This is a genomic window from Pontibacillus salicampi (genome assembly GCF_042434395.1).
Classification (GTDB): Bacteria; Bacillota; Bacilli; order Bacillales; family BH030062; genus Pontibacillus; species Pontibacillus salicampi.
Genome location: NZ_JBHLTP010000011.1, coordinates 514,909 through 528,905, shown reverse-complemented (window position 1 = coordinate 528,905; position 13,997 = coordinate 514,909). Strand labels below are relative to the sequence as shown.

The following is a 13,997-nucleotide window of genomic DNA, read 5'->3' as shown; positions in this document are numbered from 1 at the left end:
ATGATCTACTACAACAATTATCGTTATCAGTGGAACTTAAAAAAGATGACCCCTGTAGAATACAGAGATCATCTTCTTAAGTCAGCCTAGCCTTTTTTTAAATGTCCTTTACAAAGGGTACACTTTAGTTCAGGGAGGATGCTTTTTGTTTGCTAGATGCGCTCCGCCACTTAAATGGTTACAGAAATGTTCACGAGAAGCTGTAAAAATATACAATGGAAATAAATCATTTCTAAGACGAAACACCATCCACATAATCACAAATAAGCTCCCCGCATCGAAGAAGCGGGGAGGATGTTTACGTTGCTACAGTTGGCTGATCGAATGCATCTGGATCGATTGGGTTTGACGTGCTAAAGCCGTTATTTGTGTTGATGAAGTCACCTGTGTTTCCACTGCCGGAGCCGGAAACTGATTTCGAGGAAGCTTTAGGAGATATATAGAAAGAGTCTCCGAAGTTAATGACACCGCCGCCAACACTGTTAATTTTGATTGGACCTACTATAGATGGCATCTCGTTTCACCTGCCTATGAGAATTGTCTCAAGGTTAGCTTATGCACGCAGTTCGTTATCGTTCCCTTCTGCCCCCTCGTCCTCCTGCAGGATTCTAAAGTTCTTCACTCGCGCATCTCCTTCAATTGTGTTTAAATTACCAATCTGAAACAGGCTGGAGGAGGCCAAACCAAATATATCCACGCTGTTAACGTTAATGTATGGACAGCACGGAATGTGCTCCTGGGTAATGACGGGCTGCGTTTTTAAACGGGGAAACTCTGCCTCATAAATAGGAAAATCACTAAAAGGAAAGTCTTCGTCTCCGAAGGTTGCCCCCTCCTTCTGAACGGCAAGAACCTTGGCATTAAGATCGGCTTCTGTTCCATCCCCGATTTCAAAAATGGAGCTATTGTTAACGGAAATCACTTGGACCTGGTTCACACGAGATATACGTTTATTCATTCTGGTTCTGCTCCTTCGCTTCGCGCTGATCCGTCTGTCTAGCAAGAGGCACTAGTGGCTGCTGCACTATAAAGGATTCTGGAGGGGTATCAAAAATAGAATTAAGCGCAAAGCGCTCTGTATCTCCGATTAAAAAAACAGAGGAGGAGGAAACGGCTGTGATACGGACGTTTCCTACATTCAAACCGCAATTGTGGACTTCAAAATTCATGAAGCTCCATCTCCTTTTCTCGATTGATTTTCAACGAAATGTCTGAGCGATTGAGAGATTTCCTGTTTAATTTTCGTAACGATGTCATTTTTATGGTTTTCATCAACTACTCCATTGGGAGCGGAGGATTGATTCATATAATGAGTGATCCGATCTCCGAGCTGTTTGTGGACATCTTGTAAAATGAACTGCTGATATGTTTCATCATATTGCTGACCATATTCCCTCATAAGGGATTGTAGTTGAGGGGGACCTTCCTTTGCTACGTATTGGTTTAACTCCTGCATAATTTTTTCTTTAACGGAATCTCCAGTCGTTAGCTTAGGTGGGAATGGCTCTTGAGGTATAGAAAAATCCTCCACTCCCATGCCGCTATTTCCGGGGGTGAAGCCGATGTTTAATGTGCCTTCCAGAGTCTCAATCTTCAGCTGGTCAAACTTATACTCGATCTTTTCTACGTTTGTCGTTGGTTTTTGCTGCTGTGATTCCAAATCTTTTTCTACTTGGTCGAGCCGTTTTTCTAGTCTATTCAGCTGTTCAGATTGCTTCTCAATGATTCGTTGCATTTGCTCCATATACTGATTCCATGCATCGTAGTAACTCATCGGACTTCCCCCCTTTCTGGGCATTCACCTATAGTAATGTATGACCATTACAGGGGAATTGTGAATGCTAGAAGGCGAGCGGAACGAAAGGTGCCTGCTCTTGTGCTTCGGCTTCAGGTGCAGGTTGTTCAAAGTCGCCGGTATTATATAGATTCGAGCTGGATTGAATAACTCCGGCACTTCCGATCTGTAACACGGATGAGTTACTTATCGATCCGACTCTTAGAAAGTGGATCGAAATGTTCTGATGAATTGTATAATGCATAAGCAACCTCCTTTATATATCGTCCGAATTTATTAAGGACTGATCTATATAGTCTTCATCATTCACATAGGTGGTGGAATTGGATAAATCAACGGATATGCCATCGCCGGTGTTAAAGGATCCACCTCCAGCGAAGGTTTTTGCAGTGCTTACTGGTGCCATGGCGTACACATCGCCAATGTTGAAGATGCTAGAGTTAGAGATTGCTATGACTTTTACCGCACCAACCTGAGCGGGCATAGGCATACCTCCTTCTCTAGTAGTGTATGGTCTACATACAAAAAGGTGATACCTCCTTGCTATGTCTGAAAGTTGTTGAACGAGAATAAAATAAAGAGTAAAATTACACTATATTACAATGTAAGGGGAGGGAAATCAGATGAATGGAACACCGATTAAGGATTCTAATCGTTTGGAATGGATCGATGCTGCAAGAGGGTTAGCGATATTGGGTATATTTATGGTTAATGTACCAGCCTTCAATGCTCCCTATTTTATGTATGGCGGCGCAGCGAAATATTGGAATAGTGAGGTAAGTCACGCTGTTCAGACGATAGTAGATATGTTCTTTCAAGCGAGCTTTTACACCTTATTTTCATTTTTGTTTGGCTTTGGTATGTATATGATGAAGGAACGCCTCCTAGAGAAAGGATTTGGAGCTGGCTACACGAAAGTAATCTTTAGAAGGCTCGTTGTCCTTATCTGCTTTGGTCTATTACATGGCCTGTTTGTATGGCATGGAGATATTCTGTTTACATATGGAATGATTGGTTTTCTATTATTCTTGTTTTTTGATGCCAAACCAAGAACAATGCTTGCAACAGCTATTGGAATACTTAGTGGATATGCAGTTATTATGGGTGGGCTGATGTATCTTAGCAAAGATTTACTCGGGCAGATTCAAGAGGATAGCATTCAACAGGCAATGGAGCATTATACATCAGGGTCTTTATTCGATGTATGGGAACAAATTCAACGTGATTGGCTAGTATCTAATGGGAACGGGTTCGCTTGGTTTGTGCTCATTGCTACTTTGCTGCCAATGTTTTTGTTCGGAATGTATTTCTGTAAAAAAAGGTTGCTCCACGATATAGGAACGCACAATAAAACATTACGTCTAATCTGGCTAGTTTCCTTATTCTTATTCCTGACGTTTAAAATCGGCCCCTACACGTTTGGCAACCCAGAATGGTTTCAGTTTAGCATGCAGGATAGTATTGGAGGCTCAGCTAGTGCTATTTTCTATATCACTTCTGTTACCCTTATGTATCAAAATGGGCTAGGAAAACAGCTTTTAAAGCCATTCACTTATGTAGGTCGCCTTTCTCTTAGTAATTATCTGCTTCAATCCTTTATCTGCTTCTTCCTTTTTTACCCTATTGGTATGGGGTTATACGGGCAGGTTCCACCTCTATGGAGTGTGGTTATCGTACTAATTGTATATGTGATCCAAGTAGTGCTCAGCTTTATTTGGTTACGTTATTTCCGATTTGGACCATTTGAATGGCTATGGCGATCGATTACGTATGGAAATAAACAAAGGATACGAAATGATAATAGAGAGAAGGGAGAGGTTCAACGTGAGGCGTGATCGACTGGAAAAAGAAGCGCATAGATGGGTTCGGGAAGGCATTATCTCAGAAACGCAGCTTCAACGAATAGTATCCCTATACCCTAAGACGGATCAGCGATTTTTATTAATGGCGTTTGGCGGTTTATTTATCGGGCTTGGCTTTCTAACCTTTGTAGCCTCCAATTGGTCTGATATTACCAACCTAATGAAAATGGCAATTATCCTTATTTCTATGCTTGGGTTCTATGGTGCTGGGAATTGGATACATACCAATCGTTCTAAAGGTGTAGGAGCAACTTTCCTAGTCATCGGTGTTCTAATCTTTGGTGCTGGGATTATGTTGACCGGTCAAATGTATCATTATATGGCTTTTAGCGCTACTGCATTTTTTATATGGTCACTAGCAGCGATTGCTATGTTTATGCTGAGTCACGAAGCAGTTATGCTAATATTAGCATTTGCCATTATGATCGTAGGTCAAGTGTATGGGGGTATTACGTATCAGCATTTTCACATTGGCATTGGCTTATTGTTTATCATAGGACTTGGTTATTTCACGCTGGTTCATAGACGGGAATGGATTTCCTTATTATACAGTCTTGGCTTTGTTGTCCAGAGTTTGGTCCTTGTATTTACGACTGATTTAAGCTACTACTGGTTATTATTCTTTTGGCTATTGCTATATGCTTTGGCAGAAGTAATGCCTTCAGATTTTCCAGTTCACTCCTTTCAACGGGTAGCCTTATTGGGAGGTTTTATACTAGGTATCATCCATGTCTTTTCCTTGCAATCGGAATGGATACTAGACAATTTAGATGAAGGAATTCCGTTTATAATTAGTGTACTTCTTGTAGCTATGTTTATAGCTTATCAAAAAGCAAGAAAGCATGACCTCGTCCTGCTTGTAGACATCGCTTTGTTTATCCCGGTATTTTTCCTGCCGTCTTTACAAAGCGCTCTTGTTCTATTGCTTTTATTTACCTTCTCTATAGGCAGGCTATTAGTCGGCTACAATCGTGGAGATGGAGAGGTAATCAATACGGGGACAGTTGCTTTTCTAGCTAGTACCCTTGTAGCCTATTTTCAACTTGCCTGGGACTTCCTCGATAAATCATTATTCTTCTTCATAGGTGGTATTTTACTATTCGGACTTGGATATTTACTTGAACAAAGACGTAGATCATATGCTCATAACGGTGAGGAGGAGGACCTAACATGAAGAAATGGCTGTTTATCGTTGTAATTGGAATACAGGCGCTATACCTAATTGGAATGGCTGCTTCTTACTATGTTATGGAGGATATCGGCAAAACCATTACGCTGAAAACCGCCCCTATTGACCCGAGTGATGTTTTTTATGGTGACTATGTTCGACTGAATTATGAGATCAGCACCATCCCGGAAGATAAATGGGAGGGAGATAAACCATCTCATGGGGGTAAGGTGTATGTAGTCGTTGAAGAAACAGAAAGTGGGACGTACGATATTAACCGAGCTGGAGTCACTTCCTTCGCTACTAAAGACAAGGAAGTACAATTGACCGCTAGATACGATTACAAAGAAGTTAATCGACATATCGTAGACTATGGTATTGAACGATATTATGTAGAAGATAATACTGGAGAGCAATACGAAGATAAAGTTGGGGAGATGGTAGTGGATGTGGCTATCGCACCTTGGGGACAAAAAAGAATCTTAAGCTTGCGAGAGGACTAAATCTATAAAGGATTTAGTCTTTTTTTATCGAAATAAAAATATAACTAGTTAATAAGAACTAAATAGACGGATAATTTAATGAATCTAGGCATATTACTCTAAAAAAATGTCGAAAAAAAATAAGTCCTATGCATGATGTTCAAATGAGGGCGGTTTCTTGTAAGATGAAGTTAATCAGATTCAACGCCAAGTTCATAGCTTACATCTGTTGAATCTCGATAAAGGCAAACCTGATGAAAATCAGGGACGCAAAGCTATAGGGGCTAAGAGCCATGAAGCCACGCATGCGCTTACGCCAGCCAGCTACCGAAAGATTGCGGGTGGAATTATGATCTAACCCACTTTCGGTAGTCGAAGTTAGGGTTATTTTTTGTGTTAAGGAAAGCAGCAAAGGCAACAAATAAGCGGAAATTCTGGTGTGCAGCCTTTTTGACCATTTTAGGCGAACCCAAGAAAGAAGCTAGTTTCCTTTCTTGCAGAACTTATCGAATAGCGCTATTCTTCGGCAACTCGTCCTTTTTAGGACACCCTGTTTATGAGCGTGTATCCAGCTTCACTCAAGCTGGAAGGAACAGTTTTTGTTTTTTGAGTGATTTCCCCTTATACCTATACTTTGCCCTACGCTGTTATAGCGTAGGGTCTTTTTTATTATGTATTTTACCTACATTGAACAGATAATGCACCTTCATACCTTTCTCTAACAAACGAAATGGACTCTTTTCTAAGTGATACATTTATAATTACATACAGCCTTCCATTCTAGTTATATGGTGATACAATGGATGCAATTAATAATATCATTAATTAGGAGGAGTTGGGTGAGGTTTAAATGGATAGGAAGTATGGTGATGATAATTCTTGTGCTTACGGGCTTATTCGCTTATCAAGAGGGAAATTCAGATGTATATGAAGGGATGTCCATTATTCCAGAGGAGGAAGAGGACATTCCTTTATACGAAGGCTTAACACCAAAACGAAACACGTATGTAATAGAAGGGAATCAAGTGGATACGTTATATTCCTATTACATAAAGGAATTATCTAATGCAGGTTGGAAGCTAGCTATGGAAGACAGGCGGGAATCCTCCTTTCGCTCTGTTTGGGAAAAAGAAGAGTTTAGTGGGGAATTGAATGTAAGAGCACACTATGAAAAAACAAAAGGTCAAACAGCAATGGTGTTTGATCATCATCCTTCCATGTCTACTACCACCTGGATAGAGCAACCTCCATCCTCCATGTGTGTCTATGTTCAAGCTTCTGATGAAAACTGTACAGCAATTAAGGATCCTCGGCATATAAACGACCTAATGCATATAATTAATCAGGCAATCGACGTAGAGCATCAAAGTTATCAAACTGGATATGAGAAAAGCGAGCTTGATGCGGGGGGCCAATCCATTATGGTGTATCATGCTCAAGGAAAACCTTTATATTTCGAATCCGAACAGGGTATGAAGATGATGAAGCCTGAATCAGATTTTTTTGAACTAACGAATATTCCACATTAAAGGCGGTTGACAATGACTAGAAACCGTATAATGATAATTGCTCTTCTCGGCTGTCTCTTACTTATAGGAACACTGGTTTTACAGCAGTTTGATATCGTGAGAACGAGCACCTTAACGAAACCAACCATTATCCCTCATCGTGGTGCATCAGCCTATGCACCTGAGCATACGATAGCAGCCTATGAACTTGGGGAAACGATGAATGGGGATTATATTGAATTGGACTTACAAATGACAAAGGATAACCACCTTATTGTCATGCATGATGAAACGGTCAATCGTACCACAAATGGAACAGGGTTAGTCCGTAATATGACTCTAGCAGACATTAAACAGCTGGATGCAGGATCATGGTTCAACGAGCGTTACCCTCGTTTAGCCAATAAAGCTTACGTCGGTTTGAAAGTACCGACGCTTGAAGAGGTAATGGAGCATTTTGGAAATGATGTGCGTTTTTATATCGAGACGAAAGCTCCAGGTGTGTATCCTGGGATGGAAGAGGAATTACTACGTATATTAAAGAAGCACGAGATGTTGGAAGAACGTAATGTTCTCATTCAATCTTTCAGTCCGGATAGCCTCCTGAAGCTTCATTCTTTACAGCCTGACCTTCCTTTAGTTCAATTAATTCCATCTGCTTCTGTTGAAGAGGTGACAAGAGAAGATTTAAAAGATATGAAAGCTTATAGTAGCGGCATTGGGGTGAATTATAAAAAGATTGATGAAGATTTCGTGAATGTGGCACAAGAGGAGAGTCTGTTCGTTCATGTGTACACCGTTAATGGTAAGCGTGATATTGGAAGAGTAATGGAATGGGGAGTGGATGGCATATTTACTAACCATCCTGATTTAATACCTGAGAAATAGTAATACCTCTCTTTGGTATTTTCTATCCGAATTTCTGTACAATAGAAGTACTACATAACAAGGAGGAGTTTGGGTGGATCTTGGTTTAGAAGGAAAGCGGGTTGTTGTATTGGCGTCGAGTAAAGGGTTGGGGAAAGCAATTGCAGTACAATATGTTCAAGAGGGAGCGGAAGTGCTTATCTCAAGCAGGGATCCGGAGCATCTCCTTCAAGCAGCGCAAGATATTAAACAAACAGTTGGTGGAGACCATCCTGGACCGCATACGGAGGTATGTGATGTTTCCTCCAAACAATCCATTGAGAAATTATTTGAAGCAGCTTCCGATAAGTTAGGTGGAGTTGACATATTAATTAATAACGCTGGAGGACCACCGGCCGGTTCCTTTATGCAGTTTAAGGATGACGACTGGAAAGATGCATTTGAACAAAATCTACTAAGCTTCATACGAGCGTCTAGACTTGCTGTGCCACAAATGCAGGATGCTGGCGGAGGGAGGATCATCAATATTGCATCCTCATCCATTAAACAGCCTATCGATGGATTAGTGCTCTCGAATACGTTTCGCACTGCTATAGCAGGTTTATCGAAGACATTAGCGAATGAATATGCAAAGGATGACATTTTAGTTAATACCGTTGGACCTGGCCGAATTGAAACAGAAAGAGTAGAAAGTTTAGATGAGAAGATGGCCACGCGAAAAGGGGTATCAGTAGAGGAGCTGAAAGCTAATTACGATGCTGGTATCCCTGTTGGTAGATCGGGATCTCCGGAGGAATTTGCAAAGGCAGTTCTGTTCTTAGGTTCCTTTGCGAACACTTATATTACTGGTCAATCCCTGCTAGTGGACGGTGGTTATGTAAAAGCATTATAGAACGAATAAGATTTGGAAGCTCTATTCATGTGAATAGGGCTTTTTTGCTTATAAATCAAGATTTAGTAGGGATGGATCAGTCTAGGAATATAGCAGTATATGAAAACGATATCAATTTTCTAAAAATTATTATTGTGTTTCATGGACAAGCGTGCTACTATTTAGTTAATGAAGTTGCGCAAACGTATTCACAACTTGATACAACGCAATAAACGTTGAATCTAATGAGGTTTTGGCTGATGTACCCGAGTTTGTTACATAATCTTGTGCAAACGAATTCTCTTGTAGCGGGGATGCAATCAGCTAATCTTTATGAACAAACTGAAAGCGCATTCATTAAGAGACCAATATAGGGGAGTGGTTATTAGTGAAGGGAATAAAGTTTACTAAAGGATTAGCAACAGCGGCATTAGCATCGACGATTGCATTAGCGGGGTGTTCCTTCTCATCAGACAGCTCATCAGATGCAAATTCTGATTCAGATAGCGGCGGGGACAAAGTGACTGTTGATGTGTTCCAATTCAAAGTAGAATTCAAGGATCAATTCGAAGAGCTGACTAAAAAATACGAGGAAGAGCATCCGAATGTTGAAATCAATGTGAAGACAGTTGGCGGAGGTAACGATTACGGTGCTTCCTTGAAGACATCTTTCTCTTCCGGTGAAGAGCCGGACATTTTCAACGTAGGCGGGCCAGCAGACATTGAGCAATACAAAGAGTACGTTGCTGATTTATCTGATACGAAGTCAGCCGAAAATGCACTCGAAGGTACGTTAACAAGTGTAACTCAAGACGATAAATTATACGGACTGCCTTTCAACCAGGAAGGATATGGACTTATTTATAACAAGAAAGTATTTGAAGAGGCTGGTATAAATCCAGATGACATTAAATCCATGGCTGACCTGGAAGAAGCAGCTAAAACATTAGATAGCAAGAAAGAAGATTTAGGTATTGAAGCACCATTCGCATTAGCTGGTAAGGAAACATGGGTACTTGGGAATCATTTAGCAAACGCTTACCTAGCTGACGAATTTGATAACGATATTATGAAAGCATACGAAGCTGATACAGTAGAATTTAAGATGGGCGATCAGATGAAGCAATTCTTAGATCTGCAGGCTGAATATTCTGTACAGCCTACATTGAGCCTAGATTACTCTCAGCAAGTGGAAGAGCTTTTCTCCCTCGGGAAAGTAGCAATGATCCAACAAGGTAACTGGGTATATAATTCTATTTCCCAAATGGACGAAACGATGGCACAGGAAAACATTGGTCTCCTGCCAATCCCTGTTGAAGGTTATGAAGGAAGTATCCCTGTCGGTGTACCAATGTATTGGGCAGTAAACAAACAAGCTTCTGATGAAGAGGTAAAAGCAAGTAAAGAATTTTTAGATTGGATGTACACTTCAGATGTGGGTAAAGAAATGGTAGTAGAGGACTTTAAGTTCATTCCAGCTTATGAAGGATATGATTCTAGCAAAATTTCCGATCCTCTTTCCCAAGAAATCTATGATTACGCTTCAGAAGGAAATACGATAGGCTGGGTATTTATGGGCGCACCAACCGCTTGGACAACAAACGATTTAGGTGTGAATATGCAAGAATACCTTGGCGGCGACATTACATGGGAAGAAATGGAAGAACAATCTAGAAAAGCATGGGAAGATGCAAGAAAATAAAGTATTAGTGGTAAAGGGCTAGCGGGGACAGTGCTTTCCGTTAGCTCCTTTTTCATACTTATTTCATATCTAGCGAAAGTAATGGGAACGATTCCATATTTTCGCACCAGTAAACATCTGGCTTAGAGAAAACTCGCTGATATAGATGTAGATAAGACATAATCAGCCAGGGAGGGAAAGCAATTGCGCAATCGCAGCTTCACGTTTTGGTTATTTCTAGCACCAGTAATCATAGGGTTAGGTGTCGTAGTCGTTATTCCATTCTTATATGGGTTAGTGTATTCCTTTACGAACTGGAACGGTCTAACTGCCACAGAATTTCTGGGCTTTCAAAACTACATAGCCCTTTTCCAAGAGGAAGAATTTATGAAATCGATCTGGTTTACGATTAAATTCTCCTTTGCATCTGTTATTTTGTTAAATGTATTCGGATTAGGTCTTGCCTTACTAGTAACTCGTAACATAAAGTCTAACAATCTATTAAGGACAGTATTCTTTATGCCGAACCTTATCGGAGGGCTGATTCTCGGTTTCATCTGGCAGTTTATTTTTGTAAGCGTATTCGATGATATTGGAGAATTAACAGGAATTGAGTCCTTGCAAGGATGGCTATCAACTGCTGAAACAGGGTTTTGGGGGCTTGTTATTTTAACAGCCTGGCAAATGGCGGGGTATATAATGATTATATACATTGCTTACCTCGAGAATATTCCTAATGAGTTAATAGAAGCAGCGAAGATAGATGGAGCGAGCAGTTTCCAGCGTTTTAAAAATATTACCTTTCCACTTGTAGCACCAGCGTTTACCGTCAGTATGTTCTTGACGTTATCCACCTCCTTTAAGATCTATGATCAGAACTTATCTTTAACCAACGGTGGACCTGGTAACAAAACGCAAATGGTCGCCATGGAAATTGTAAAAACTGCCTTTGCAGAAAACGAAATGGCTTATGCGCAAGCGAAAGCTGTTATCTTCTTCCTTATCGTAGCTGTTGTAGCGCTGACGCAAGTGTACTACAACAAGAAAAGGGAGGTTGACCTGTAATGAAGAAAAATAATAGAAATAACTTATCCATTGAGGTATTAGGAATTGTTCTAGGGTTAATCTGGATTGCTCCGTTTTATCTCATGCTTGTAAATGCTTTTAAAACAAAGAGAGAAATTTTCACAGGTGTATTGGATCTACCTGAGAAGTTTGCTTTTGAGAACTTTGTTAAAGCATTTCAGGATCTTGCTTTTTTACAATCCCTATTCAACTCTTTAATGATTACTGGTTTAAGTGTTGGGATTATTATTCTATTCTCTTCCATGGCAGGGTACGCCCTTGCTCGTAACAAAAGTAAGGTCAGCAGCGTCCTGTTCTTTATCTTTGTTGCAGCGATGCTCATACCATTCCAATCTGTTATGATCCCGCTTGTCTCCTTATTTGGACAGGTTGACATGTTAAATGGAGCAGGATTAATTTTCATGTACTTAGGATTTGGCTGTAGTTTATCCATTTTTCTATATCATGGGGCCATGACAGGAATATCTCAGTCACTCGATGAGGCAGCAATTATTGACGGAGCAAGTCGATTCCAAGTATTTTGGCATATCGTTTTTCCTTTACTGAAGCCTATTTCTGTAACCGTTGGAATCTTGAATGTTATTTGGATCTGGAATGACTACTTATTACCATCCCTTGTACTGAGTGAACAAAATGCCACAATTCCATTAAAAATGTTCTACTTCTTTGGACAATATACGAAGCAATGGCATTTAGCATTAGCAGGTTTAACGATTGCCATTATCCCGGTTATTATTGGCTACTTCTTTGCGCAGAAGCAAATCCTGAAAGGGGTTTCTGAAGGAGCAGTGAAATAACCACGGTTAGGAGAGTAGATGACAGTGTCGGTCACGATTAAGGATGTAGCAAAAAAAGCTAATGTAGCACCATCGACTGTATCGCGTGTTATATCAGATAGCAGCCGTATCAGTGAGAAAACGAAACGTAAGGTGCGGAAAGTGATGGAGGAGATGGGCTATCATCTCAATATTAATGGGAGAGTCCTTGTGCGACAGTCTACCCAAACCATCGGAATCGTCATGAAAAATTCCTCCAGTCATTCGTTGCACAATCCGTTCTTCTTCGAAGTGCTTCGCGGAATTAGTAACGTATGCCATGAGCACCAATACAGTATTAATTTAACTACTGGAGACTCGGAAGAAGCCATCTTTCAAGATGTAGTCCATATGGTCCAGGGAAAAAGAGTAGACGGCATAGTCGTCTTGTATTCCAAAGAAGATGATAAGGTCGTTCCGTATTTACAAGAACAAAATTTCCCTTTCGTAATGATTGGCAAACCATTACTGTACTCAGGAAATATTATGTATGTGGATAATGATAACGTTCAAGCAAGTAAAGAAGTTACCGATTTTTTATTTCAAAGAGGACATAGGAATATAGGGTTTGTAGGAGGAGACTTTCATTTTGAAGTTACCAATGCGAGACTATCTGGTTATCAACTGTCTTTAATGGAACATGGCAGGGAGAAACGAGAAGAATGGATCAAGCATATGGAGTTAGATAATCAAGATGCGAATAAGGTCGTTGCAGAATTGTTGGATTTACCGAACCGACCTTCAGCCCTTGTTATTACCGATGATTATCAGGCGCTATCCATTATGCAAGCACTGCAAAGCAAGGGGATAACAGTGCCAGATGACATAAGCATTGTCTGCTTTAACGATACAATTATATCTAAGCTGTCCAATCCTTCTATGACTACAGTAGATACACAATCCTATCAACTGGGTTATGCATCCGCCAGCAGCTTAATTGAATTATTAACCAATGAAGAAATGATGAAGCGAAGTATTATTATTCCAACCAACATTATCGAACGGGACTCCAGTACACGGTTAAATAATCCTGTCGGCTAGACCAGTCGACGGATTACATTACATAGACTTTGAACCACTCATTTTTATGAATGTGGGGAAAAGTTATTACATACTAAAAAGGAGATGGAACGTATGAACATAGTCGTTTGGAATGAATTTAGACACGAAAAAGAGAATCCTGTAGTTAGTGATATTTATCCGGAAGGTATCCATGGAGCTCTTGCTTCCTTTTTAGAAGAAGATGGCCATCATGTTACTACTGCTACATTAGATGAGGAAGAGCATGGATTAACAGATGAGGTACTAAATAAAACAGACGTAATGGTTTGGTGGGGCCACAAAGCACATGAAGAAGTAAGCGAGGAGATTGCTGAAAAGGTGAAGCAGCGTGTACTGGATGGTATGGGGCTTGTTGTACTGCATTCTGGACATTTCTCTAAAGTGTTTAAGAAACTGATGGGTACATCTTGTGATTTGAAGTGGAGAGAAGCAGACGAGAAGGAACGAATGTGGGTGGTAGATCCAACTCATCCGATAACAGAAGGGTTAGGGGAATATATTGAAATTGAGAAAGAGGAAATGTACGGAGAACACTTCGACATCCCAACTCCAGATGAGTTGCTGCTGATAAGCTGGTTCGAAGGTGGAGAGGTGTTCCGCAGCGGTGCAACCTTCAAACGAGGACGCGGGAATATTTTCTACTTCCGTCCTGGACATGAAACGTATCCTACGTACTACCACAAGGATGTCCAAAAGGTTATTCAAAATGGAGTGAAATGGGTGTACAACAACGGTACGCCAAAGCATGTGTACGGCAATGCACAGCCGTTAGAAGCGATTACGTCTAAATAATATGGAGG

General features: G+C 40.5%; 18 protein-coding genes and 1 riboswitch. Of the genes, 12 read left to right on the top strand and 6 right to left on the bottom strand.

Annotated elements, in window-relative coordinates; translation table 11 throughout:
• Positions 1–90: IS3 family transposase (locus ACFFGV_RS14770; protein WP_377348203.1), on the top strand; the 90-nt coding region annotated here is incomplete at its 5' end.
• Between the two features lie 208 nt (positions 91–298).
• On the opposite strand, the gene ACFFGV_RS14765 is transcribed toward ACFFGV_RS14770, so the two are convergent.
• From ACFFGV_RS14765 to ACFFGV_RS14740, 6 genes are all read right to left on the bottom strand, one after another.
• Entirely contained in the window at positions 299–514 is a 216-nt protein-coding gene (locus ACFFGV_RS14765; protein WP_377349293.1) for a spore germination protein, read from the bottom strand.
• 39 nt (positions 515–553) lie between these two features.
• Positions 554–958 (bottom strand): spore germination protein GerPE, encoded by a 405-nt coding sequence (locus ACFFGV_RS14760; RefSeq protein ID WP_377349290.1) that lies wholly within the window; start codon positions 956–958, stop codon positions 554–556.
• Positions 951–1,169: a spore germination protein GerPD gene (locus ACFFGV_RS14755; protein WP_377349287.1), complete on the bottom strand. Its 219-nt coding sequence runs from the start codon at positions 1,167–1,169 to the stop codon at positions 951–953. Before ACFFGV_RS14755 ends, ACFFGV_RS14760 begins: the two co-directional genes overlap by 8 nt.
• Entirely contained in the window at positions 1,166–1,774 is a 609-nt protein-coding gene (gene gerPC, locus ACFFGV_RS14750; protein ID WP_377349284.1) for a spore germination protein GerPC, read from the bottom strand. Before gerPC ends, ACFFGV_RS14755 begins: the two co-directional genes overlap by 4 nt.
• A gap of 67 nt (positions 1,775–1,841) precedes the next feature.
• Positions 1,842–2,039 (bottom strand): spore germination protein GerPB, encoded by a 198-nt coding sequence (locus ACFFGV_RS14745; RefSeq protein WP_377349282.1) that lies wholly within the window; start codon positions 2,037–2,039, stop codon positions 1,842–1,844.
• A gap of 12 nt (positions 2,040–2,051) precedes the next feature.
• Positions 2,052–2,279 (bottom strand): spore germination protein, encoded by a 228-nt coding sequence (locus ACFFGV_RS14740; RefSeq protein ID WP_377349280.1) that lies wholly within the window; start codon positions 2,277–2,279, stop codon positions 2,052–2,054.
• 139 nt (positions 2,280–2,418) lie between these two features.
• Between ACFFGV_RS14740 and ACFFGV_RS14735 the strand changes: the two genes are divergently transcribed.
• From ACFFGV_RS14735 to ACFFGV_RS14685, 11 genes are all read left to right on the top strand, one after another.
• Complete coding sequence (locus ACFFGV_RS14735) at positions 2,419–3,630, top strand: DUF418 domain-containing protein (RefSeq protein ID WP_377349277.1); 1,212 nt, start codon at positions 2,419–2,421, stop codon at positions 3,628–3,630.
• Positions 3,620–4,831 (top strand): DUF2157 domain-containing protein, encoded by a 1,212-nt coding sequence (locus tag ACFFGV_RS14730; protein WP_377349276.1) that lies wholly within the window; start codon positions 3,620–3,622, stop codon positions 4,829–4,831. The genes ACFFGV_RS14735 and ACFFGV_RS14730 overlap by 11 nt, the downstream gene beginning before the upstream one ends.
• Entirely contained in the window at positions 4,828–5,328 is a 501-nt protein-coding gene (locus ACFFGV_RS14725; RefSeq protein WP_377349274.1) for a GDYXXLXY domain-containing protein, read from the top strand. The genes ACFFGV_RS14730 and ACFFGV_RS14725 overlap by 4 nt, the downstream gene beginning before the upstream one ends.
• Positions 5,329–5,541: 213 nt before the next feature.
• Positions 5,542–5,639, top strand: a riboswitch (cyclic di-GMP riboswitch).
• Between the two features lie 507 nt (positions 5,640–6,146).
• The gene (locus tag ACFFGV_RS14720) at positions 6,147–6,836 is read left to right on the top strand and encodes a hypothetical protein (protein ID WP_377349272.1); all 690 of its coding nucleotides are present in this window, start codon (positions 6,147–6,149) and stop codon (positions 6,834–6,836) included.
• Between the two features lie 12 nt (positions 6,837–6,848).
• The gene (locus tag ACFFGV_RS14715) at positions 6,849–7,703 is read left to right on the top strand and encodes a glycerophosphodiester phosphodiesterase (RefSeq protein ID WP_377349270.1); all 855 of its coding nucleotides are present in this window, start codon (positions 6,849–6,851) and stop codon (positions 7,701–7,703) included.
• 73 nt (positions 7,704–7,776) lie between these two features.
• Positions 7,777–8,574: an SDR family oxidoreductase gene (locus ACFFGV_RS14710; protein ID WP_377349268.1), complete on the top strand. Its 798-nt coding sequence runs from the start codon at positions 7,777–7,779 to the stop codon at positions 8,572–8,574.
• 367 nt (positions 8,575–8,941) lie between these two features.
• Positions 8,942–10,255 (top strand): ABC transporter substrate-binding protein, encoded by a 1,314-nt coding sequence (locus ACFFGV_RS14705; protein WP_377349266.1) that lies wholly within the window; start codon positions 8,942–8,944, stop codon positions 10,253–10,255.
• A gap of 183 nt (positions 10,256–10,438) precedes the next feature.
• On the top strand, positions 10,439–11,299 hold the full coding sequence (locus tag ACFFGV_RS14700; RefSeq protein ID WP_377349264.1) for a carbohydrate ABC transporter permease: 861 nt from the start codon (positions 10,439–10,441) through the stop codon (positions 11,297–11,299).
• The gene (locus tag ACFFGV_RS14695) at positions 11,299–12,117 is read left to right on the top strand and encodes a carbohydrate ABC transporter permease (protein ID WP_377349263.1); all 819 of its coding nucleotides are present in this window, start codon (positions 11,299–11,301) and stop codon (positions 12,115–12,117) included. The genes ACFFGV_RS14700 and ACFFGV_RS14695 overlap by 1 nt, the downstream gene beginning before the upstream one ends.
• A 24-nt stretch (positions 12,118–12,141) precedes the next feature.
• The gene (locus ACFFGV_RS14690; protein WP_377349330.1) at positions 12,142–13,176 is read left to right on the top strand and encodes a LacI family DNA-binding transcriptional regulator; all 1,035 of its coding nucleotides are present in this window, start codon (positions 12,142–12,144) and stop codon (positions 13,174–13,176) included.
• 93 nt (positions 13,177–13,269) lie between these two features.
• Positions 13,270–13,989 (top strand): ThuA domain-containing protein, encoded by a 720-nt coding sequence (locus ACFFGV_RS14685; RefSeq protein WP_377349261.1) that lies wholly within the window; start codon positions 13,270–13,272, stop codon positions 13,987–13,989.
• Positions 13,990–13,997 lie beyond the last annotated feature (8 nt).